Origin of the sequence: Thioclava pacifica DSM 10166, assembly GCF_000714535.1 — a bacterium.
Lineage (GTDB): Bacteria > Pseudomonadota > Alphaproteobacteria > Rhodobacterales > Rhodobacteraceae > Thioclava > Thioclava pacifica.
Genome location: NZ_AUND01000023.1, coordinates 470,312 through 492,520, shown reverse-complemented (window position 1 = coordinate 492,520; position 22,209 = coordinate 470,312). Strand labels below are relative to the sequence as shown.

General features: G+C 64.7%; 22 protein-coding genes. 8 read left to right on the top strand and 14 right to left on the bottom strand.

Annotated elements, in window-relative coordinates; translation table 11 throughout:
• Positions 1-46 precede the first annotated feature (46 nt).
• The 3 genes from TP2_RS11650 to TP2_RS11640 are packed head-to-tail and all read right to left on the bottom strand — an operon-like array spanning position 47 to position 2,314.
• Positions 47-1,357, bottom strand: a complete 1,311-nt coding sequence (locus TP2_RS11650) for an MATE family efflux transporter (RefSeq protein WP_038077421.1) — start codon at positions 1,355-1,357, stop codon at positions 47-49.
• Complete coding sequence (locus tag TP2_RS11645; protein WP_038077420.1) at positions 1,350-1,874, bottom strand: PaaI family thioesterase; 525 nt, start codon at positions 1,872-1,874, stop codon at positions 1,350-1,352. Before TP2_RS11645 ends, TP2_RS11650 begins: the two co-directional genes overlap by 8 nt.
• Positions 1,871-2,314, bottom strand: coding sequence for a PaaI family thioesterase (locus tag TP2_RS11640; protein WP_038077416.1), 444 nt, complete (start codon positions 2,312-2,314; stop codon positions 1,871-1,873). Before TP2_RS11640 ends, TP2_RS11645 begins: the two co-directional genes overlap by 4 nt.
• A gap of 239 nt (positions 2,315-2,553) precedes the next feature.
• Here TP2_RS11640 and carB point away from each other — a divergent pair, with 239 nt between their 5' ends.
• The gene (gene carB, locus TP2_RS11635; protein ID WP_038077409.1) at positions 2,554-5,883 is read left to right on the top strand and encodes a carbamoyl-phosphate synthase large subunit; all 3,330 of its coding nucleotides are present in this window, start codon (positions 2,554-2,556) and stop codon (positions 5,881-5,883) included.
• Positions 5,884-6,341: 458 nt separating this feature from the next.
• Here the strand turns inward: carB and TP2_RS11630 are convergent, their stop codons facing one another.
• The 3 genes from TP2_RS11630 to TP2_RS11620 all read right to left on the bottom strand — a co-directional run bounded on the left by TP2_RS11630 (position 6,342) and on the right by TP2_RS11620 (position 8,363).
• Positions 6,342-7,169, bottom strand: coding sequence for a glycoside hydrolase family 25 protein (locus tag TP2_RS11630; RefSeq protein ID WP_038077407.1), 828 nt, complete (start codon positions 7,167-7,169; stop codon positions 6,342-6,344).
• 128 nt (positions 7,170-7,297) lie between these two features.
• Entirely contained in the window at positions 7,298-7,921 is a 624-nt protein-coding gene (locus TP2_RS11625) for a hypothetical protein (protein ID WP_038077405.1), read from the bottom strand.
• Between the two features lie 103 nt (positions 7,922-8,024).
• The gene (locus TP2_RS11620) at positions 8,025-8,363 is read right to left on the bottom strand and encodes a carboxymuconolactone decarboxylase family protein (protein ID WP_038077404.1); all 339 of its coding nucleotides are present in this window, start codon (positions 8,361-8,363) and stop codon (positions 8,025-8,027) included.
• Between the two features lie 411 nt (positions 8,364-8,774).
• Between TP2_RS11620 and TP2_RS11615 the strand changes: the two genes are divergently transcribed.
• Positions 8,775-10,025, top strand: coding sequence for an aromatic ring-hydroxylating oxygenase subunit alpha (locus tag TP2_RS11615; RefSeq protein WP_038077398.1), 1,251 nt, complete (start codon positions 8,775-8,777; stop codon positions 10,023-10,025).
• A 22-nt stretch (positions 10,026-10,047) separates the two neighbouring features.
• The gene (locus tag TP2_RS11610) at positions 10,048-11,115 is read left to right on the top strand and encodes an FAD-binding oxidoreductase (RefSeq protein ID WP_038077780.1); all 1,068 of its coding nucleotides are present in this window, start codon (positions 10,048-10,050) and stop codon (positions 11,113-11,115) included.
• A gap of 62 nt (positions 11,116-11,177) precedes the next feature.
• On the opposite strand, the gene hpbA is transcribed toward TP2_RS11610, so the two are convergent.
• Positions 11,178-13,214 carry an N-methyl-L-proline N-demethylase HpbA gene (gene hpbA, locus TP2_RS11605; protein ID WP_038077395.1) on the bottom strand — a complete coding sequence of 679 codons (2,037 nt, stop codon included), beginning with the start codon at positions 13,212-13,214 and terminating at the stop codon, positions 11,178-11,180.
• A 113-nt stretch (positions 13,215-13,327) separates the two neighbouring features.
• Here hpbA and TP2_RS11600 point away from each other — a divergent pair, with 113 nt between their 5' ends.
• Entirely contained in the window at positions 13,328-13,972 is a 645-nt protein-coding gene (locus TP2_RS11600; RefSeq protein WP_038077391.1) for a TetR/AcrR family transcriptional regulator, read from the top strand.
• An 83-nt stretch (positions 13,973-14,055) separates the two neighbouring features.
• Here TP2_RS11600 and TP2_RS11595 read toward each other — a convergent pair whose 3' ends face one another.
• The gene (locus tag TP2_RS11595) at positions 14,056-15,702 is read right to left on the bottom strand and encodes an electron transfer flavoprotein-ubiquinone oxidoreductase (RefSeq protein WP_038077388.1); all 1,647 of its coding nucleotides are present in this window, start codon (positions 15,700-15,702) and stop codon (positions 14,056-14,058) included.
• Positions 15,703-15,915: 213 nt separating this feature from the next.
• Here TP2_RS11595 and greA point away from each other — a divergent pair, with 213 nt between their 5' ends.
• Complete coding sequence (greA, locus tag TP2_RS11590) at positions 15,916-16,386, top strand: transcription elongation factor GreA (protein ID WP_038077387.1); 471 nt, start codon at positions 15,916-15,918, stop codon at positions 16,384-16,386.
• A gap of 39 nt (positions 16,387-16,425) precedes the next feature.
• Positions 16,426-17,475 carry a hypothetical protein gene (locus TP2_RS11585; RefSeq protein WP_038077384.1) on the top strand — a complete coding sequence of 350 codons (1,050 nt, stop codon included), beginning with the start codon at positions 16,426-16,428 and terminating at the stop codon, positions 17,473-17,475.
• 139 nt (positions 17,476-17,614) lie between these two features.
• On the opposite strand, the gene TP2_RS11580 is transcribed toward TP2_RS11585, so the two are convergent.
• Both TP2_RS11580 and mobA read right to left on the bottom strand, forming a co-directional pair.
• Complete coding sequence (locus TP2_RS11580) at positions 17,615-18,199, bottom strand: GNAT family N-acetyltransferase (protein ID WP_038077382.1); 585 nt, start codon at positions 18,197-18,199, stop codon at positions 17,615-17,617.
• Positions 18,196-18,795 carry a molybdenum cofactor guanylyltransferase MobA gene (gene mobA, locus TP2_RS11575; protein WP_038077381.1) on the bottom strand — a complete coding sequence of 200 codons (600 nt, stop codon included), beginning with the start codon at positions 18,793-18,795 and terminating at the stop codon, positions 18,196-18,198. The genes TP2_RS11580 and mobA overlap by 4 nt, the downstream gene beginning before the upstream one ends.
• A gap of 73 nt (positions 18,796-18,868) precedes the next feature.
• Between mobA and TP2_RS11570 the strand changes: the two genes are divergently transcribed.
• Positions 18,869-19,591, top strand: coding sequence for an AzlC family ABC transporter permease (locus TP2_RS11570; RefSeq protein ID WP_038077380.1), 723 nt, complete (start codon positions 18,869-18,871; stop codon positions 19,589-19,591).
• Positions 19,588-19,920, top strand: coding sequence for an AzlD domain-containing protein (locus tag TP2_RS11565; protein ID WP_038077379.1), 333 nt, complete (start codon positions 19,588-19,590; stop codon positions 19,918-19,920). The genes TP2_RS11570 and TP2_RS11565 overlap by 4 nt, the downstream gene beginning before the upstream one ends.
• Before the next feature lie 294 nt (positions 19,921-20,214).
• On the opposite strand, the gene rpmG is transcribed toward TP2_RS11565, so the two are convergent.
• From rpmG to TP2_RS11545, 4 genes are all read right to left on the bottom strand, one after another.
• A complete protein-coding gene (rpmG, locus tag TP2_RS11560; RefSeq protein ID WP_011750518.1) occupies positions 20,215-20,382 on the bottom strand; it encodes a 50S ribosomal protein L33 in 168 nt (55 codons plus the stop codon).
• Between the two features lie 152 nt (positions 20,383-20,534).
• Positions 20,535-21,245, bottom strand: a complete 711-nt coding sequence (locus TP2_RS11555; protein WP_038077378.1) for a tellurite resistance TerB family protein — start codon at positions 21,243-21,245, stop codon at positions 20,535-20,537.
• Between the two features lie 81 nt (positions 21,246-21,326).
• Positions 21,327-21,710, bottom strand: a complete 384-nt coding sequence (locus TP2_RS11550; protein ID WP_038077377.1) for a DUF302 domain-containing protein — start codon at positions 21,708-21,710, stop codon at positions 21,327-21,329.
• Positions 21,711-21,816: 106 nt separating this feature from the next.
• Positions 21,817-22,188, bottom strand: a complete 372-nt coding sequence (locus tag TP2_RS11545; RefSeq protein ID WP_038077375.1) for a DUF805 domain-containing protein — start codon at positions 22,186-22,188, stop codon at positions 21,817-21,819.
• Positions 22,189-22,209: the final 21 nt, after the last annotated feature.

The window sequence follows — 22,209 nt, the reverse complement described above, 5'->3', positions numbered from 1 at the left end:
GCCGCCTTTGCAACCTCGGCCTTGCGGGAAAGCGGGGAATGGGACCTCAGCCCGCCCCGCGCGCCTTGATCTCCGCCCGGGGATAGAGCCGCGCCATGGTGATCCCGCGCGTCGCGTTGAGCACCATCAGCCCCGCCCAGAGCCCGTGATTGCCCAGGGCCGGAATCAGCAGGGCCAGCGCGCCGACATAGACCGCGACCGAAAGAAGCATCGCGTTGCGCATCTCGCGGGTGAGCGTGGCGCCGATGAAGATGCCGTCGAACATCCAGCTCGCGATGCCGATCAGGGGGGCAGCCGCGATCCAGGGCAGGTAGGCGCGAGCCTCTTCGCGCACATGCGGGGCCGTCGTCATCAGGTCGATGATCCAGGGTCCGGCAAGGAAGAACACCGCGCCCAGAAGCACCGCGCCGCCCACGCCCCATTGCGAGGAAACCACCGCCGCGCGGCGCAACCTCAGCACCGAATGCGCACCCACCGCCTGCCCCACGAGGCTTTCGGCTGCGAAGGCGAAGCCGTCGAGCGCATAGGCGGTAATGTTGAGGAATTGCAGCAGCACCTGATTGGCCGCGAGCGTCACATCCCCCTGCCCCGCACCGAGGAAGAGAAAGGCGGTGAAGCTCGCTTGCAGCAGGATCGAGCGCAGCATGATATCGGTGTTCACCCGCGCCATCGTGGCGAGTTTCACCCGGTCGAAGATCGCGCGCGCCCGCCACAGCCCGTTCACGAAGGCCGCGCGGCACAGCCAGATCGCAAGCGTGACCCCGGCCACCTCCGAGATCAGCGTGGCGCCCGCCACCCCCGCGACGCCCCAGCCGAAGCTGAGCACGAAAAGCAGGTCGAGCCCCACATTGAGCGCATTCATCGTCACCTGAAGCACCAACACGCCGCGGGTGCGTTCAAGCGCGATCAGCCAACCGGTGAAGGCATAAAGCGAGATCGTCAGCGGCGCGCCCCAGATCCGGATGCCGAGATAGGTCCGCGCGAGGCTTTCCACCTCGTCGCTGGCGGGCGCGATACGGAAAGCGGCCCAGAAAAGCGGAATTTGCAGCAAGATCAGGCCAAGCCCCGCAAGCCCCGCGATGATCAACGCGCGCATCAGCCCCGCCGAGACCTCGGCGCTGTCCCCCGTTCCGTGCGCCTGACTGACGAGCCCGGTCGTGCCCATGCGCAGAAACCCGAAGACCCAGTAGATCGAGGACAGGATCACCGCACCGATCCCCACCGCCCCGATAGGCGCGGGCAGACCAAGCTGGCCCACCACGCCGGTATCGACTGCACCCAGGATCGGGATCGTAGCGTTCGACAGGACGATCGGGCCCGCGATCTTCAGAACGCGGGCATGGGTGATTTCAGCCATCCGAGGGCATGGCATCGCGCGCGGGCATCAGGAAATGCCCGGTCGCCTGCGCGAAGAGCCGCGTGCGATTGTCCTGCCAGGCCTCGACATGGACAGACGCGTAGCGCCGCCCTGAGCGGTTGACCCGCGCCCGCGCATAGGCATCACGCGGCAAACCGGAACGCAGGTAGTCGACGGTGAAATCAATCGTCTTGGGCAGGCGCGGCATCGTTTCGGGATTGAGCTTTCCGGGATCGATCCGGCCTGCCTCGATATCTTCCCACAGATAGGACCAGCTCAGCTCGATGATCGCGGCGACCTCGAGAAAGGCCGCCGTCACCCCGCCGTGCAGCGCGGGCAGCATCGGGTTGCCGATCAGTTTCTGATCGAAAGGCAGGATCGCGGTCAGCTCGTCGCCGCGACGGTCGAAATGGATCCCGAGGAACTGCGTGTAGGGCACGCCCTCGACGAGCATGCGCAGGGCAGCATCACGGCGTTGCTTGACGGCCTGAACGGGTTCGGGCTTCGGACGGCTCATTTACTCTCCTCCCGACGCGTGACGGTGAAGGCGCCGGTGGCGGCAGCGACGGGTAGGCCCTCCTCCTCGTCATGGGCGGTGGCGCGCACGAAGGCGACGGAGCGCGTGACATGATAGCATTCGGCACGCGCGGTGATGCGCTGGCCGGGCTTGGCTGGGCGCATGTAGTCGATGCGCAGATCAAGCGTCGCGGTGATCGCCCCTGCGTCGGGATGGCTCATCACGGCCGCGCCCGCGCAGGTATCCATCAGCGCCGAGACCGCGCCACCGTGAATGACGCCGGTGCGCGGGTCGCCAACGAAACGCGTATCATAAGCCATCGAAAGCGAGGCCGTGCCCGGCCCGATCGAATCCATTTGCATACCAAGGGCATGGGCATGGGGGATCGCCTCGATGAACTGGCGGGCCTGTTTGAGGATTGTGTCGTCGGAGGTGCTCATGGACCTGTCCGCTGGTTTGGGTCGCTCAGACTATCGACGAGGGGGCGAAGGGGATCAAGGGGCGACGCGAGGGCGTCTTGCCCAACGCCCGGAATTAAGACGCCTTGGGCACGCGCCTCTGGCCGCGCCTCTCATCCCCGATCCGCGCAAAGGCACGGAACGCGGCTCACCCCTCTTGCGACCGGGGCGTCGTTGCGTATAAAGCGCCTCAATTTGCGCAGCGATCAGAGGGGATTCCCATGCCGAAGAGAACAGACATCTCGTCCATCCTCATCATCGGTGCCGGACCCATCGTCATCGGGCAGGCCTGCGAATTCGACTATTCGGGCGCCCAGGCATGCAAGGCGCTGCGCGAAGAAGGCTACCGCGTCATCCTCGTGAACTCCAACCCCGCGACGATCATGACCGATCCGGGGCTGGCCGATGCCACCTATATCGAACCGATCACGCCGGAAGTGGTCGCCAAGATCATCGAGGCCGAGCGCCCCGATGCGGTGCTGCCGACGATGGGCGGCCAGACCGGCCTCAACACCGCGCTTGCGCTGGCCGATATGGGCGTGCTGGAGAAATTCGGCGTCGAGCTGATCGGCGCGAACCGCGACGCCATCGAGATGGCCGAGGACCGCAAGCTGTTCCGCGAGGCGATGGACCGGCTGGGCATCGAGAACCCGAAAGCCACGATCATCACCGCGCCGAAACGCGAAGACGGCCGTTTCGACATCAATGAAGGCGTGCGTCAGGCGCTGGTCGAGCTGGAGCATATCGGCCTGCCCGCGATCATCCGTCCTGCCTTCACGCTGGGCGGGACCGGTGGCGGCGTCGCCTATAACCGCGAGGATTACGAGCGTATCTGCCGCTCGGGCCTCGATGCCTCGCCGATGGCGCAGATCCTCGTCGATGAAAGCCTGCTGGGCTGGAAGGAATACGAGATGGAGGTCGTCCGCGACAAGGCGGATAACGCGATCATCGTGTGTTCCATCGAGAACGTCGACCCGATGGGCGTGCACACGGGCGACTCGATCACCGTAGCTCCCGCACTGACGCTGACCGACAAGGAATACCAGATCATGCGCAACGGCTCGATCGCCGTGCTGCGCGAGATCGGCGTGGAAACGGGCGGCTCGAACGTTCAATGGGCGATCAATCCCGCCGACGGCCGCATGGTCGTGATCGAGATGAACCCGCGCGTGTCACGCTCCTCGGCGCTGGCCTCGAAAGCGACCGGCTTCCCGATCGCGAAGATCGCCGCGAAACTGGCCGTGGGCTACACGCTCGACGAGCTGGACAACGACATCACCAAGGTCACGCCGGCCAGCTTCGAGCCGACGATCGACTATGTCGTCACCAAGATCCCGCGTTTCGCCTTCGAGAAGTTCGCAGGCTCGAAGCCCGAATTGACCACCGCGATGAAATCGGTGGGCGAAGCGATGGCCATCGGCCGGACCTTCCACGAATCCGTGCAAAAGGCGCTGGCCTCGATGGAAACCGGCCTGACCGGCTTCGACGAGATCGAGATCGAGGGCGCGCCCGAGAAGGCCGCCGTGATCAAGGCGATCTCGGCCCAGACCCCCGACCGCATCCGTCTGATCGCGCAGGCGATGCGTCACGGTCTGACCGATGACGAGATCCAGCACGCGACCGCTTTCGATCCGTGGTTTCTCGCCCGCATTCGCGAGATTGTGGAAACCGAGGCCGAAGTGCGCAAGCACGGCCTGCCGCTCGACGAGAAGGGTCTGCGCAAGCTCAAGATGATGGGCTTCTCGGATGCGCGCCTGGCCAAGCTGACCGGCCGCGACGAGGCGCAGGTTCGCCGTGCGCGCCGCAATCTCGGTGTCACCGCCGTGTTCAAGCGCATCGACACCTGCGCGGCCGAATTCGAGGCGCAGACGCCCTATATGTATTCCACCTATGAAGCCCCCGCGATGGGCGATGTGGAATGCGAGGCGCGCCCGTCGGATCGCAAGAAGGTCGTCATTCTTGGCGGCGGTCCGAACCGGATCGGCCAGGGGATCGAGTTCGATTACTGCTGCTGTCACGCCTGTTTCGCGCTGACCGATGCGGGCTACGAGACGATCATGATCAACTGCAATCCCGAGACCGTGTCGACCGACTATGACACCTCGGACCGGTTGTATTTCGAACCGCTGACGCTGGAGCACGTGCTGGAAATCCTGCGCGTCGAGCGTGACAACGGCACGCTGCATGGCGTGATCGTGCAGTTCGGCGGCCAGACGCCCCTGAAGCTCGCGAATGCTCTGGAAGCCGAAGGCATCCCGATCCTCGGCACCACGCCCGACGCGATCGACTTGGCCGAAGACCGTGAGCGGTTCCAGAAGCTGCTCAACGATCTGGGCCTGAAACAGCCGGTCAACGGCATCGCGCATTCCGACGCCGAGGCTTTCGAGATCGCAGGCCGCGTCGGCTATCCGCTGGTGATCCGCCCCTCCTATGTGCTGGGCGGCCGCGCGATGGAGATCGTGCGCGACCTCGACCAGCTCAAGCGCTACATCCGTGACGCGGTCGTGGTTTCGGGCGACAGCCCCGTCCTGCTCGACAGCTATCTCGCGGGCGCGATCGAGGTCGATGTGGATGCGCTGTGCGATGGCGAGAACGTCCATGTCGCGGGCATCATGCAGCATATCGAGGAAGCGGGCGTCCACTCGGGCGACTCGGCCTGCTCGCTGCCGCCCTACTCGCTCAGCGCCGAGACCGTGGCCGAACTGAAAGTGCAGACCGAGAAAATGGCCAAGGGCCTCAACGTGGTCGGCCTGATGAACGTGCAATTCGCGATCAAGGATGGCGAGATCTACGTTCTCGAGGTCAACCCGCGCGCCTCGCGCACCGTGCCCTTCGTCGCGAAAGCCACCGACTCGGCCATCGCCTCGATCGCCGCGCGGCTGATGGCAGGCGAGAAGCTCTCGGCCTTCCCGGCGCGCCCGCCCTATCCCGAAGGCGTCGGCCCCGACACTCCGCTGCCCTTCGCCGATCCGCTCACGCTGGCCGATCCGCAAACGCCCTGGTTCTCGGTCAAGGAAGCGGTGCTGCCCTTCGCGCGTTTCCCGGGCGTCGACACGCTGCTCGGGCCGGAAATGCGCTCGACCGGTGAAGTCATGGGCTGGGATCGCGACTTCCCCTCGGCGTTCTGGAAGGCGCAACTCGGTGCGGGCACGATCCTGCCCGAGGGTGGCCGCGTCTTCTTCTCGATCAAGGACTCCGACAAGTCCGACGAGCTGGCTCAGGCCGCGCGCGACCTGATCGAGATGGGCTTCTCGATCATCGCCACCGGTGGCACCACCGCATGGCTCGCCGGGCATGGCGTGAAAGCCGAGAAGGTGCTCAAGGTCTATGAGGGCCGCCCGAACATCGTCGACCGGCTGAAGAACGACGAAATCGCTCTGGTGTTCAACACCACCGATGGCAGCCAGGCGATCTCGGACAGCCGCGACATCCGCGCCGTCGCGCTCTATGACAAGATCCCCTACTTCACCACTGCCGCCGCCTCGATCGCGGCCGTGGCGGCGATCAAGAGCGCCAAGGACGGTGAAATCCACGTGCGTTCGTTGCAGTAAGCGCCTGACAGATCGACATTTTGCGGCCCCCGAAACACAAGTTTCGGGGGCTTTTCATTTTTACGCAAACTTCGGTTGAGCGGCGATCGTCCCCGGCATGACAGGCGCGAGAGTAAGAAAACCAAAACCGAGCAGGACAGATGAAAAGCACTCTCGTCGCCGCGGCCCTTGTCGCTCTCGCCCCGCAGGTCTCCACCGCCGCCGAGCTTGTGGGCGGCACGGTCGCGCTGAGCTATTCGGACCTCGTCGATACGGCACCATCGGCCATTTCGATCAGGGCTATGCGGGCCCATCGGATTTCATCACGGTGGGGGCGAAATTCACCCTTGGCCCGAACAAGCGCGCGACCTTCAAGCAGCGCGATCTGCTGAATTATATGCCGGGCCTGGGGGCGCCCCTGGCCTGATCGCGCGATGCGGGTTCCCAGATGACAAGGGCGGCACGGGGCCGCCCTTTTTTCACCCTCGCTGCGCCCTCCGCGAGAGCCAGCCCTCCCAGGCACCGGGAGATCCCGCGAAAGCGTTCATATCGACCGTGCCGGGCACACCGGGCACGACGCCGGTGCCGCTATACTGCCAGAAGCTCCATTGCGCGCCGGGATAGCGCTCCATCGGATGTCCCGCGACCGAGCGCAGCCAGAACTCGTAGCCCGAAAATTGCTCCAACCCGTTGTCGCGCCAGAAATCGACCGTGGTGTAGATCACGGGCCGCGTGCCGTAATGCTCGCTCACGATGGCCAGGAAACGGCGCATCTCGGCGCGGACTTCGCTGGCGGAGGGGCGGCGGCGGCAGCTTGGCGAGGTATGGTTCCACTCGATATCGAGCACCGGCGGCAGATCTCCCGCACGCTTGGGAACATTGCGGATATACCAGCGCGCCTGCTCCTCGGGCGAGCGGCAGAAATAGTAGAAGTGATAGGCGCCGACCGGCACGCCCGCACCGCGCGCCCGCGCGGCATTCACGCGAAAGCCCGGATCGGAGTGATCGCCCCCTTCCGTCGCCTTGAGCCAGGCGAAGGAAACCCCCGCGCCACGCGCCCGATGCCAGTCGATCTCGCCCTGATAACGCGCCGCGTCGATGCCGTGCACCGGCAGGCTCGCGGGCGTCAGCCCGTCCCAGCCATGCGGATCGGTATCGCCAAACCGTGCGGGAATTCCGTCGGCACGATAGTTCGAGGCCGCGAGCATCGCGGGCCGCATCAACTCTGCCTGCTGGCCACGCGGCGCCCCGCATCCAGCAAGGCTTAGCGCCGCCCCGGTCACGAACAGCCTGCGCGAGAGTCCCATGCTCACCTCCTCGTGATTTTTCTTCAGCCTCTCATGCAAAGGCCCGGCTGTCACCTGTGACAACCGGGCCAATGAGAGCGATCGGCAAAGCCTTGCCGGGGGCCGTTTCCGAAGGGGAGTCGCGGCGATCAGTTACCGGGGCCGAAATCTGCCTCGGTGATCGCCCCGTCGCCATTACGGTCGCGCATGCGGAACCAAAGATCGGTGCCCGCCACGAATTCCTGGCGCGAGATCACCCCGTCACCATTCGTGTCGAAGATCATCAGCCCTTCGGCAGCCGGCGCGTCGAAACCCGCGATCGAGGCCGCATTACCGCCCGGCCCGAGACCGCGGCCCTGACCGGGGCCTTGGCCCATCCCTTGCCCCATGCCTTTCCCGGGGCCCATTCCGCCCTTGCCGGGACCTTGGCCGGGGCCCATCCCTTTTCCGGGACCCTGGCCCATGCCCTGACCCTGACCGGCCTGCATGCCTTCGGGGAGCTGGTGACCCGGACCTTTGCCAGCCTCGCGTTCCAGTTCCTTGTGCTCGTCGATCATCGCGATTTCGTCGGCGGAATATTTGTCATCCTCGTTCTGGTCGAACATGGTGAAGATGTCGCCGCGACGTTCGCGCGCCTCTTCCAGCGTGACTTTGCCATCGCCGTTCAGATCCCATTGCGCCATGAATTCCACTCCCGGAACCGGGGCGTCCTGAGCGAAAAGCGGGCCCGCCGCGAGAGCCATGGCAGCGGCGAGAGGGGCAAGAAATTTCATCGGTCCTGTCCTTTGAGAAAATCCATTCTGGCCTTGAAACGTAGCGGCCCGCAACTTCCGCTGCGGGCCAGACAACTTGTCGCACTCGAAAGATGAGCAGGGCTCAGGCTGCGGCCAGTTCGTCCCAGCAGCCGAGCGCATGACCGGCATACATCACCGCCGGACCGCCGCCCATCTGGATCGCCATGCCCAGCACATCGCCCAGCTCCTCACGGGTCGCACCGGCCTTCATCAACGCCTCGACATGGAAGTTGATGCAAGGCTCGCAGCGCAGCACGATCGCCATACCGACAGCCAGAAGCTCCTTGGTCTTCACGTCGAGCGGGCCATTTTCCTTCACCGCTTTCGACAGCGTACCAAAGCCCGCGGTGGTGTCGGGAATCGCCCGGTACATTGCGCGCAGCTCGTTGCGCATCTCATCGATCTTGGCCTTGTAGCTCATGGGAGGTCTCCTTGCGTTTCCTTTGTCAGAGCAAGTGCCATGCCCCCGCAAAAGCGGCCTTGACCTGCATCAATCGGTGCGCGCAATCCCGCCCTGTCTCCCGAGCAACCCATGGAAAAATCAGGTCTTCACATATCGGTCGCAAGGCCCGTTCGCCTTTCGAACCGGCATAACGGACCCGGGGCAAGGGCGCGCCGGAAAAGGGCGGGCCGCCCCCGGTTCGGAGCGGTTCAGTCACCTCCATGCGCGTCGACCAAGTCGCGACAGGCGCACCGGATGTCGTTTCGGACGCCGACAAGTTTTCGCGCGCGCGGAAACTTGTCGGCAAGGTGCGGGATTCCTTTCGGTCTTTGCGCCCGCTTGTCGCAACCTGCCCCCGGCCCTCCCCGCCGGTTCCTACGGAGACCTCCCATGCTGCGCGACCCGGATGTCCTTTCCCTGCTGATGCGCCGGAAACCGGCCCATTCCCTGCCCCAGGCGCTCTATTGCGATCCGGGCGTATTCCAGTCGGATCTTGAAAACCTCTGGTATCGCGAGTGGCTCTTCGTGATGCCCGCCTGCGAGATCCCGAAAACCGGCGATTATGTCGTTTACGAGCTCGGCGCCTATTCGGTTGTGATCGTGCGGGGCTCGGATGGCGTGATCCGCGCCTTCCACAATTCCTGCCGCCATCGCGGCTCGGTGCTGTGCAAGACCCGCAAGGGGACCAATCCCAAGCTCGTCTGCCCCTATCACCAATGGACCTACGAGCTTGACGGCAAGCTGCTGTGGGCGCGCGACATGGGGCCCGATTTCGACGCCTCGAAACACGGGCTGAAGACGGTGCATTGCCGCGTGCTCGCAGGGCTCGTCTATATCTGCGTGGCCGAGAACGCCCCCGATTTCGACACGTTCGCCAAGCTCGCCGAGCCCTATCTCGCGCCGCATGATCTGACCAATGCGAAGGTCGCGTATCAATCGACGATCATCGAGGAAGGCAACTGGAAGCTCGTCTGGGAGAACAACCGCGAATGCTATCACTGCGCGGGCAACCACCCGTCGCTGTGCCGCACCTACCCGGAAGATCCGACGATCAGCGGCGTCAGTGCAGATGGCAACTTCCCCCCGATGATCGAAAAGCATTTCCAGCGGCTCGAGGCAGCCGGTGCGCCTTCGCGCTTCCGGCTCGACCCGGCGGGCCAGTATCGGCTGGCGCGGATGCCACTGCTCGACGGGGTGGAGAGCTACACGATGGACGGCAAGCCGGCGGTGGCGAAACGGCTCGGCCGGATCACCGAACCCGAAGCGGGCACGCTGGTGAAATTCCACTACCCCTCGACCTGGAACCATTTCCTGGGCGATCACTCGATCACCTTCCGCGTTACCCCGATCAGCCCGATGCAGACCGAGGTGCAGACGACTTGGCTGGTGAACAAGGATGCCGTCGAAGGGGTGGATTATGACCTTGATCGTCTGACCGAGGTCTGGCTCCACACCAATGACGAGGATCGCGAAGTCGTCGAGAACAACCAGCGCGGCATTCGCTCGCCCGCTTACGAGCCCGGCCCCTATTCGCAAAGCCACGAAGACGGGCTGATCCAGTTCTCGAACTGGTATGCGGACTCGATGATCCGCGCGATTACCGGTCGGGACATGGGTCGCTCGACCCTCGCAGCGGAGTAAGGCGATGAGCGAGCATGTCGAAATGAGCGCCATGGACGATGCCGGGATCTGGACCGATGCCGAACCGCTCGAATGCTGCGCGGTGGTGCCCGAGGCGCCCAATACCGTCACGTTCAGCTTCGTCGCCCCCTCGGGGGCGATGTTTCGCTACCTGCCGGGGCAGTTCCTGACGCTGGAACTGCCGGTCCCCGGTGGCCCGCTCTGGCGCACCTACACGATCTCGTCCTCGCCCTCGCGCCCGCTCGGGATCACGATCACTGTGAAGGCGCAGGACGGCAGCCTCGGCACGCGCTGGATGCTCGACAAGCTGAAACCGGGCATGAAGATCAAGGCGATGGGCCCGGCGGGTGTCTTCACGCTGCCGCCGAAAGAGCGCAAGAAATACCTCTTCATCTCGGCCGGGTCGGGCATAACGCCCACGCTGTCGATGACCACTTACCTCTATGATCGCGGCACCGATATCGACGTGTGTTTCGTGAGCTGCGCGCGCCGCCCTTCCGAGATTATCGCTCGGAACCGGCTGGAAAACATGGCCGCGCGCGTGCCGGGGCTGAAGCTGCATTTCATCGTCTCCGAGGAGGATCCCTATCAGGTCTGGACCGGCTATCGCGGGCGGCTCAACCAGATCATGCTCGGTTTGATGGCAAGCGATTACCTTGAACGCGAGGTCTATTGCTGTGGACCCGAAAGCTTCATGACGGCGGTGCGCGAGATGCTGATCGGGCTCGGCTATGACATGGATCGCTACCATCAGGAGAGCTTCGCGGCCCCCGCCGAGACCGCCGACGAGGTGCCGGAAACCGACGATCTCATACCGGACAAGACGGCAAGCGCGCAGCTGCATTTCGCGCGTTCGGGCGTGACGGCGCAATGCACCGAAGCCGATACGGTTCTGGGCGTCGCGCGCCGGGCCGGTATCGTCATCCCCTCGGGCTGCACCTTCGGGGTCTGCGGCACCTGCAAGACCCGCAAGCTCAAGGGCGAGGTGCACATGGTCCACAATGGCGGCATCTCCGAAGACGACGTAGCGGCGGGCTATATCCTCGCCTGCTGCTCGAAGCCGATCGGGGAAGTAGAGGTCGAGGTCTGAGACCCGAGCGATAATCTGCCCGGGTCCGCCGCAAGCAACCCGGGCAGCGTCCGCCCTTCGCCCTACAGCCCCTTCACCAGCCGCAGCGCATCGTAGATCGCGGCGTGCGTGTTGCGCGCGGCCACCGCATCGCCGATCCGGAACAGCCGGAACGCGCCCTCGGGATTGGGTCGCAGCGCCTGCGCCCCCCCGGTCGAGAGCGCGTCGTAATCCACCTCGCCCAGGTTCGACGAGAGCGGCTTGAGATCGAAATACAGCTCATCGAGCGGCCGCGTGCCGTGATTGACCACGACCTGATCGACCAGCCGCTCGCGGGTGAAACTCCCATAATCGCTGCCGAGTGTCGCGCGCAGCCGGTTGCCCTCGCGCTTCACCGAGGTTAGCCGCCAGGTCACGGTGAAGGTCGTGTCGCGCCCCTGCAGGTTGCGCATGTAAGGCACGAGGTTCATCGCCATCACTTCGGGCGCAAAGGCCCGGTCCGGCGTCACGATCTCGACCTTCGCCCCGGTCGCGGAGATCCTGTCGGCCGCCATAAGCCCCGGATTGTCTCCCGCATCGTCGAAGATCAGCACGTCCTGCCCCGGCTTCACATCACCCGAGAGGATATCCCAGGCCGACACCACCAGATCATTCCCCTCGGTGAGCACCTCCGTATGCGGCAGCCCCCCGGTCGCGACGATCACCTCGTCGGGCTCGGTCGCAATCACGTCCGCCGCTTCGGCGAATTCGTTGAAACGGAAGGTGACGCCAAGCTTCGCGCATTGCTCGTAGCGCCACTGGGTGATCGAGATCATCTCGCGGCGGCGTTCGTCCAGCGCGGTCAGACGGATCTGCCCGCCGGGCTGATCGGCCGCCTCGAAAACGGTGACGGCATGGCCGCGCTCGGCAGCAACGCGGGCGGCTTCCAGCCCGCCCGGCCCTGCGCCGATCACGGTGACACGTTTGCGCTCGGGTGCGGGATCGACCCCGTGCCCGACCTCCAACTCCCGCCCCGTCGCGGGGTTGTGCAGGCACAGCGCCATGCCTCCCTGATAGATCCGGTCGAGGCAGTAATTCGCGCCCACGCAGGGCCGGATATCGTCTTCACGCCCCGCGATCAGCTTGGCGACCAGATGCGGGTCGGCCATATGCGCGCGGGTCATCCCCACCATGTCGAGCTTGCCGGACGCAATAGCATGGCGCGCGGTGGCCACGTCGGGGATCTTCGCCGCGTGGAAGGTCGGGAATTGCGTCGCGGCCCGGATCTCGCCCGCGAAATCGAGATGCGGCGCGTAGCGCATCCCCTGGATCGGGATCGTGTCGGTCAGGCCCGGATCGGTGTCGATATGGCCCTTCACCACGTTGAGAAAATCAACCATGCCGCTATCGCGCAGCCGTCGCGAAATCTCCAGCCCGTCGGCCTTGGTCAGCCCGCCCTCGAGGTCTTCATCGCCGGTATAGCGCACGCCCACGATGAACTCCGGCCCCACCCGTTTGCGCACCGCCTCCAGCACGTCGAAGGTGAAGCGCAGCCGGTTCTCGAGCGAGCCGCCATAGGGCCCGTCGAGATCATTGGTCAGCGGCGACCAGAACTGGTCCATCAGGTGCCCGTAGGCCTGCAACTCGATCCCGTCGAGCCCCGCCGCCTGCATCCGCTCGGCCGCATCGGCGTAATCCTCGATGATCCGCGCGATGTCCCAATCCTCGGCCTTTTTCGGGAAGGCCCGGTGCGCCGCCTCGCGCTCATGTCCGGGCGAAACGACCGGCAGCCAGTCAGCCTTGTCCCAGCGCGTGCGGCGGCCCAGATGCGTGAGCTGGATCATCACCGCGCAGCCGTGATCGTGGCATTCGTCGGTGAGCTCCTTCATCCAGCCCACGACCTCGTCTTTCCACGCGAGGATATTGTTGAAAACCGGCGGGCTGTCACGCGCCACGGAGGCCGAGCCCGCCGTCATCGTCAGCGCGACCCCCGCCTTCGCCCGCTCCGCGTGATAGGCGCGGTAGCGCGCTTTCGGCATTCCGTCTTCCGGATAAGCGGGCTCGTGACTGGTGATCATGAACCGGTTGCGGAGCGTGAGGTGCTTGAGCTGATAGGGCTGAAGGAGCGGATCGCTGGACATGGGGAATCTCCTGATTACGCGGCCAGTCTGACAAAATGTTCACATGTGTCAAGTTTAGGTTCATAGGTGAACATTTTCTTGAGGGCGCCGCGCGAAACGGCTAAACTGCCGTTATGGACACCACTTCCGATCCCGAAAAAGACACCGGCTGGCGCGGCTCACGCGAGGGCTGGCTGGAGGCCGCGAAAGCCGCGCTGATCGAGGGCGGGGTGGATGCGGTGAAGATCCAGCCTCTGGCCAAGGGGCTCGGCTTGTCGCGCACGTCCTTCTACTGGTTCTTCAAGGACCGCGAGGCGCTGCTCGACGCGCTTGCGACCGCTTGGGACGCCGCGACCACCGCGCCGCTTCTGGCCGCCACCCGCGCCTATGCGGAGACCGAGGCCGAGGCGATGCTCAACGTTCTGGCCTGTTTTCTTTCGGGCGGGTTCGATGCGGGACTTGAATATGCAGCGCGCGCCTGGGGGCTGAGCGATCCGACGATGGCCGCACGGCTGGCGCAGGCGGATGCGGAGCGGTTAGAAGCCTTGCGCGCGATGCTGATCGCGCATGGCCATGACGTGGTGGATGCCGATGTCCGCGCCCGCACGATCTACCTCGTTCAGATCGGCTATATCTCGATGCGCACCGAGGAAACCCTTGAAACCCGACTTTCGCGCATTCCGCATTACGTCGAGATCTACACAGGCCGCAGCCCGAGCACCGGCGAGCTGGCACGGTTCGAGGCCGGGCTGCGCCAAGCGGTTCCGACGCCTGGCTGATCCCCCAAAACGAAAAGGGCACGACCCGAGATCGCGCCCTTCCGTTTGTTGCGGACCGCCCGACCGATCGTCGGGCGCATCTCTTACATGTTCGGGTAGTTCGGCCCGTCGCCACCCTGCGGGGTGGTCCAGTTGATGTTCTGGCTCGGGTCCTTGATGTCACAGGTCTTGCAGTGGACGCAGTTCTGGAAATTGATCTGGAACTTCGCCTCGGCCCCCTCGCCGATCACCTCATAGACACCCGCCGGGCAGTAGCGCTGCGCGGGCTCGGCGAATTTCGGCAGGTTCACCGAGATCGGAACCGACGGGTCCTTCAGCTTCAGGTGGCAGGGCTGGCTTTCCTCGTGGTTGGTGAACGAGAAGCTCACATTGGTCAGACGATCAAAGCTGAGCTTGCCATCGGGCTTGGGATACTCGATTTCCTTGAAGTTCTTCGCCTCGCCGGTCGCTTTCGCATCGGACTTGCCATGTTTGAGCGTGCCGAAGAGCGAGAAGCCAAAGAGATCGTTCGTCCACATGTCGAGCCCGCCGAAGACGAGGGACGGGATCATCCCCCATTTCGACCACATCGGCTTCACGTTGCGGACCTTCTTGAGATCGGTCGCGATCGGGCCCGAGCGCAGATCGGCCTCGTATTCAGTGAGCTCGTCGCCCGAGCGCCCGCCCTTGATCGCCGCCGCCGCCGCTTCCGCCGCCGCAATGCCGGAGAGCATCGCATTGTGGTTGCCCTTGATGCGCGGCACGTTCACGAGCCCCGCCGAGCAGCCCAGCAGCACCGCGCCCGGCACGGTCAGCTTCGGGATCGACTGCCAGCCGCCCTCCGAGATCGCGCGCGCGCCATAAGCCACGCGCTTGCCGCCCTCGAGAAGCTCCGCGACCATCGGGTGATGCTTGAAGCGCTGGAACTCCATGTAGGGATAGAGATAGGGGTTCTCGTAGTTCAAATGGACGACGAAGCCGACGTAAACCTGGTTGTTCTCGAGATGGTAGATGAACGACCCGCCGCCCGCATTGCTGCCCAGCGGCCAGCCCATCGTGTGGGTCACGGTGCCTTCGCGATGCTTGGCCGGGTCGATCTCCCAGATTTCCTTCATGCCGAGACCGAATTTCTGCGGGCAGTGACCGTCCGAGAGGTTGTGCTTTTCCATCACCACCTTGGCGAGAGAACCGCGCACGCCCTCGGCGATCATCACATATTTGCCGCGCAGCTCCATGCCCGGCTCGTAGCCCGGACCTTCCGAGCCATCGGCTTCCTTGCCGAACTCGCCCGCGACGACACCGGCCACCCGGTCGCCATCCCAGACGATCTCGGACGCGGCCATGCCCGGGAAGATCTCGACGCCCAGCTCTTCGGCCTGCTCGGCCATCCAGCGGCAGACATTGCCCATCGAGACGATGTATTTGCCGTGGTTCGACATCAGGGGCGGCATCGGCCAGTTCGGGATGCGCATCGCCCCGGCCTCGCCCAGCATGTAGAAGTTGTCCTTCTTCACCGGGACGGTGATCGGCGCGCCCTTGTCCTTCCAGTCCGGGATCAGCTTGTCGAGACCGCTCGTGTCGAGCACCGCACCCGAGAGGATATGTGCGCCCACTTCCGAGCCTTTTTCGAGCACGACGACCTCGAGCTCCGGGTCGATCTGCTTGAGACGGATCGCCGCCGAGAGGCCTGCCGGCCCCGCGCCCACGATCACCACATCATATTCCATCGACTCGCGCGTCACTTCGGTCATGTCCCAAACCCCTTGGCTTGCCATTCCAGCTTTGCCGACTGACTAGCCTACCTTGCGTAACGAGGCAATTGTTACGCTGCGATGCCGCGCAATAATATTGCGCCTGCATCCTCGCCGAATCCGGGGAAAATCGCGCTGTCCACTTGACTTCGGGTGGGCAGACCAGATTTAGATGCCCTGAATTGGGGACAGTTCCGAATTCGGGAGCCTTCCATGGAAAAAGTGCCGATGACGCGCGCGGGTTACGACGCGCTCAGTCAAGAATTGAAAAAACTCAAGTCCGAGGAACGCCCGGCGATCATCGCGGCGATCGCGGAAGCGCGCGAATTGGGCGACCTTTCGGAGAATGCCGAATACCATTCCGCACGCGAGAAGCAGGGCTTCATCGAAGGCCGGATCAAGGAAATCGAGAGCCTTCTGGGCCGCTCGGAGGTGATCGACCCGACGAAAATGACGGGCGCGGTGAAATTCGGCGCGACCGTGACCATCGTCGACGAGGATACCGACGAGGAAAAGACCTACCAGATTGTGGGCGAACCCGAAGCTGACCTCGAAAAGGGCAAGCTGAACATGAAATCGCCGCTTGCGCGGGCACTGATCGGCAAGGACGAGGGCGACTCGGTCGAAGTGCGCACGCCGGGGGGTGACAAGGCCTACGAGATCCTCAAGATCGACTTTGTCTGAGACCCGTCTCGACAAGACGCCACGGCACGGAAGGGGGCTATGGGAAGACCCGCGGATCGGCTCAAGGAGAAAATCTCCGTTCTCGGCGCGCAGACACCCTCTGCGCCCGCGCCCGCCGAACCCTCGGGCCGCGGCCCCGGGCGCGTCGAATGGATCGCGCTCGGCCTGACGCTTCTGTGGCTCGCGATGGTCGCGGGGTTCTGGTTCTTCGCCCCCGGCGTGGCCTCAACGGCCTCTCTGTTCAACACCGTGAGCCTGCTCGTCGGCATGGCGCTTCCGATCGCGATGATCTGGATCGCCGCCGTAACCGCCCGTGCGAGCCGCGAAATGCGGGCCGAAGCGGCCGCCCTGAAGCAATCGGTCGAAGCGATGCGCATGGCCTGGCTCAACCAGCAGGCACTGCGCAGCGACCAGAATGTCGAGAAGAAGCTCGAGGAAATCGCAGCCGTCACCCGCCAGGCCGAGACCACGATCGCAACTTTTGCTTCGCGCCGCGACGCGCAGGCAAGCCAACCCTCGGCCGATCGCAAAGCGGCGCTGGTCGCGCCTCCGCCCGCTCGTTCTGATGACAGTGAACCAATGCTCGCTCTCGGCACCCCGGCCGAGGAATTGCGCAGCCCGATCTCGGTCGCCGATTTCGTCCGCGCCCTCAACTTCCCCGATTCGCCCGATGACGCGGACGGCTTCCGCGCGCTGCGCCGCGCACTCGAGGATCGCGCCACGGCAAAACTGCTGCGTTCGGCGCAGGACGTTCTCAACCTGCTCGCGCAGGACGGCATCTACATGGACGATCTCAAGCCCGACCGCGCTCGCCCCGAGCTCTGGCGCCGTTTCGCCCAAGGCGAGCGGGGCCGCGAGATCGCCTCGCTTGGCGGCATCCGCGACCGCTCCTCGCTCGCTCTGACCGCCGGCCGGATGCGCGGCGATACGATCTTCCGCGACGCCGCCCACCATTTCCTGCGCCAGTTCGACCGCACCTTCGCCGAGTTCGAGAAGAACGCCTCCGATCAGGAGATCGCTGAAATGGCCGAAACCCGAACCGCCCGCGCTTTCATGCTGCTGGGCCGCGTGACCGGCAGTTTCGACTAAAGGGGCTCCGCCCCCGGCTCCTTGCGGAGCCTCCCCCGAGATATTTTCGTCAAGAAGAAGAGGCGGCGAGACGCGCTTTGCTTCTTCTTGATCCAAATATCTCGGGGGAGCGCGTCAGCGCGGGGGCAGAGCCCCCATTTCATAGCCTGCGGCGCATCACCTGTACCGAACGGAAGTCGAAGACGATCCGGGTCAGGGTCGAGCTGCGGCGCCCCGTCACCTCGAAGCCAAGCCTCTGGTAGAGCGCGCGGGCGCGCAGGTTCTCGTCGATCACGTCGAGGCAGAGCGAGTCATAGCCGCGGTCGCGCGCTTCCGCGACGAGGCTTTCGATCAGCGCCTCGCCAACCCCAGTGCCGCGACGGTCCGGGCGCACCGCGATGCCGTCGATCATCATCACCTTCGGTGCCAGCTCATGGGCGAGCAGATGCAGGCAAGCCGCGCGCCAGAGCGCCCCCGCCCGGCCGTATATGGCGACGAGGTCGCCCCAGCTTCCGCCCACGAAGGAGCCGCGCGGCGTGCGAAAGCCGATCACGCCGATCAGTTCGCCGCTTTCGTCGAGCGCACTGATCGCGTGGCTTTGCTCGATCACCCGCGCGATGAAGCGCAGCGCGCGGGGTTCGGGCCCCATGACGCGGCCGAGCTTGCTGCCGAAGGCCTGCCAGTAAAGACGCGCGGCCTCGGCCCGGTGACCGGGGTCGAGCCCGTGGCGCAGGGCGATACTCATGGTACGCCTTTCGCAAGAATCGCTTCGGCGGCGCGCAGATCCTCGGGTGTGTTGAGGTTGGTGAAGGGGTCGTGGGCGGCGTCGAAGACGATCTCGCGCGCGCCCTCGGCGGCCACGCGCAGGCGGCGCTCGCCTTGGGCGAATAGACTCTCGATGCGGGGACGCAGGCTCACCGGCCAGAGCGCCACGCTGGGATGGGCACGGCCCTGGGAGCAGGCGATCGAATGGCCTGCCCCGGAAAGCCGCGACACGAGATCGCCGGGCAGGAAGGGCGTGTCGACCGGCACGCTCAGGACCGAACGCGCGCCCAGCTCCTCAGCCCAATAGAGCGCGCTGAGAATACCCGCCAGCGGCCCCTCGCCGCGCCGCGCAGGAGGATCGGGCAGGACCGGGATCGGCGCGAACAGCAGAGGGTCGCCATTGGCGGAGATCGCGAGCTGTGTCACCTGCGGCCCTATCCGCGCCGCGACATGGGCAAAGAGCGGGCGCCCGGCAAGCGACAGCATCGCCTTGTCGGTGCCGCCCATTCGGCGCCCCTGCCCTCCGGCGAGGATCACTGCGACCACCTGACGATCCACCCTTGCGATTGCCTCCATTACAATCTCGCGCTTTGCCTTTCCACGCGGCCCCGCCTATCTGTCCCGCAACTGGGTTCGGGAGACAAGTATCATGTCCGAAAGCGCCGCAATCAGGGACGCCTATTGGCGTGGAGTTCGCCACGGGCTGCCTTTCCTGCTCGTCATCGTGCCTTTTGGGCTCCTGTTCGGCGTGGCCGCGACGAAAGCGGGGCTCGATCTGGCGCAGGTGATGGGCTTCTCGATCATGGTGATCGCGGGGGCGGCGCAATTCACCGCGCTTCAGCTGATGGGCGATCATGCCCCCGTGGTGCTGGTGCTGGCGGCCTCGCTTGCAGTCAACTTGCGCATGGCGATGTATTCGGCGGCGCTCACCCCGCATCTGGGCAAGGCGAAGACCTGGCAGAAGGCGCTGGTGGCCTATTTCATGGTCGATCAGGCTTACGCTCTGGCCGCCAATGAATACGAGAGCCATCGCGAGATGAGCCGCGCTGCGAAGCTGGCCTATTACGCGGGCGTCTGCACCCCGGTCTGTCCGAACTGGTATGTCGCGACGCTGGTGGGCGCGTTGGTGGGCGCGCAGATTCCGCCGGAATTCGCACTCGATTTCGCCGTGCCGATCACCTTCCTCGCGATGATCGGTCCCGCACTGCGCACGCTGGCCCATGTCGCAGCGGCGCTGGTCTCGGTGGTGGGGGCGCTGGCGCTGAGCTTCCTGCCCTCGGGCGTGGGCCTCATGATCGCGGCCCTCGCTGCGATGGTGACGGGCGCGCAGGTGGAGCTCTGGGTGGCACGCAGAAAGGCGGTGCAGGGATGAACGGCTATTCGGATGCACTGGTCTGGGGGATCATCGCCGCGCTTGGCGTCGGCACCTTCTACCTGCGTTTCTCCTTCCTCGGGTTCCTGGGCGACCGGCAATTGCCGGAATGGGCGCTGCGCTACCTGCGCTACACGCCCGTAGCAGTGCTGCCGGGGCTGGTGGCGCCGCTCGTGCTCTGGCCTTCGGGGACCGGCGGCGAGACCGACCCTGCACGGCTGATCGCGGCCTTTGCCGCTCTTGGGGTGGGGGTGATGACGCGCAATACGCTTTGGGCGATCCTTGGCGGGCTCGGCGCGCTCTACCTGTCGCTTTGGCTGGTGGGGTAAACTGCGGTCTGCGCTGAAAGCGTGGATCGGAGGGGCTGTGGGGCGAACGCGGATTGCGCAGGCAATGCGCCGACGTTTCAACGGGACCAGCACCTTAAAGCACCGCTCTCCACCAAGGACCGTCCTCTACCCCAACCAAATTCTCGTAGCCTCGATCCGCCTGCTGGTAGCGCCGCAGCGCCCGCCTGAGGCGGCGGTCAGGAACTGCCCATGCCGAGAAGGCACATCCCAGAACCACAAAAGAAAAAAGCCGCGCCCGGAGGCGCGGCCCTTATCCCGTCAAGTCAGGCGATCTTACTTGATCTTGCCTTCCTTGTATTCGACATGCTTGCGAACGACCGGATCGTATTTGTTCACGGTCATTTTTTCAGTCATGGTGCGGGCATTCTTCTTGGTCACGTAGAAGTGCCCGGTGCCCGCCGTCGAGTTCAGACGGATCTTGATCGTCGTCGGCTTCGCCATTGTCTATCTCCTAGCTCCGGGCACCAATGCGCGCACCCGCGGAATCCTTGAAGCCCGCCTTTTAGCGATGCGCCATGCGGAGTCAACCGAGAAACCGGACAGGGCGTTGAAATTTATTTTCCGCCCTGCCGGAAAGGCCTCTCACGGCCCGATCAGATCAGCGGTTTGCCCATTGCCTCGTGGATCTGCGCGACCTTTGCGGTCTCAAGACCCAGCGCGGCGGCGAGATTCGCGAGATATTGCTTCTCGGCCTCGGTATCGACGGTGATCGGCATCAGCGCCGCGGAATAGACCTGCGCTTTCATGTGATCCGCCGTGGAGGCGGCCAGCGCGGTCACATCGACATCGGCTTCAAGCTCGGATTTCACGAAGGCGATCTCCTCGTCGGAGGCATCACTGAGATGATCGAGAATGGTCTGGCGCTCGCTCTCATCGATCTCGCCATCGGCTTTGGCCGCCTGGATCATCGCACGGATCATCAGCTTGGCCTGATCTTCCATCATCGCGTTGACCGGCGTGCCCGCGGTCACCGCGCCGAGCATGTCCGATATCCCGCTCGCGCCGGTCTTGGCCGCCCCCGTCATAGCGCCGATCAGCGCGCCGAGGCCAGCCTCAGTCGCTGCGGTCGCCGAGGCTGCCTGATTGCCGAACTGGGTGAACATGCCCCGCACGGTTTCCTTGCCGCCGGGCATCCCCATCTTCTCGGCCCAATCGCCCATCTGATCGGCCACACCGCCGGGTTCGCCCGCCTTGCCGAGCGCATCCTTCATCCCGTCGAGACCGCCCATCTTGTTGAATTTCTCCACGCCCTTCGCAGCGGCAAAGCCGACCGCAAGAGTGGCCAAGGTCTTCACGAAGCTCATGGCATTCCCCCGAAGTTGAGTTACGTCGAGGTCAGCTTTGCGCGTCTCGCCCGCTTTGGCCAGAGAAATTTCAAGGCACGATCAAAGCCCCGCGATCACCTCTGCGAGCATCTGGCGCACCTGGCTCGCCACCTCGACGAGATCATCGTTCTCGACGGCCAGCATCGAGGCGACCGGATCGACCGCCGAAACCGCGATGCCCTCATCGGTTTCGCGCAAGATCACGTTGCAGGGCAGCATCACGCCGATCCTGGGCACATGGCTGATCGCCTCGAAGGCCAGCTTGGGATTGCAGGCGCCCAGGATCTTGTAGCGCGGCATATCCTTGTCGAGCTTGGCCTTCATGGTGGCCGAGACATTGATCTCGGTGAGCACGCCGAAACCCTTGGCGGCCAGCGCCTCGCGCACCTTCGCCTCCACCGCGTCGAAGTCTCCGCTCAGCACCGTGTCGATCGTGTAGCCCATGGTCGCAAATCCTCTCCATTCGTCACGTCTTGTGATCCAGAAGGGTGGTCGAAATATCGCCGAAGGCAAGTCACGAAGCTGCAGAGCCGTTGTGCGTGATGCGCGATCAGCCAGGCACCGAGGGCGGCCCCGCCTTGCCGGGCTGGATGTAGAACCACAACAGCACGAGACTTCCCACGATCGGGATCAGCCCGATCAGCAGCCACCAGCCGCTGCGTCCCGTATCATGCAGCCGCCGCACGGCGACCGCCAGCGAGGGCAGCAACAGCGCCAGCAGGACGATCATGCTCAGAGGCTGCCCGTCCTCGCGCTGGATCGCATCCGCCCCGAGCATCGGCATCACCACGGCATAGTCGATGATCCGCGTGACGATGAGGACGAGGAAGACAAACAGGGTCCACCACCAGAACTCGGGCCGCGCGGCCCGCCCCGAGAAGGTGGCATATTTCGAGAAAACGGTTTGGATGGCACGCAACATGGCCCGAACGCTCCGGATACT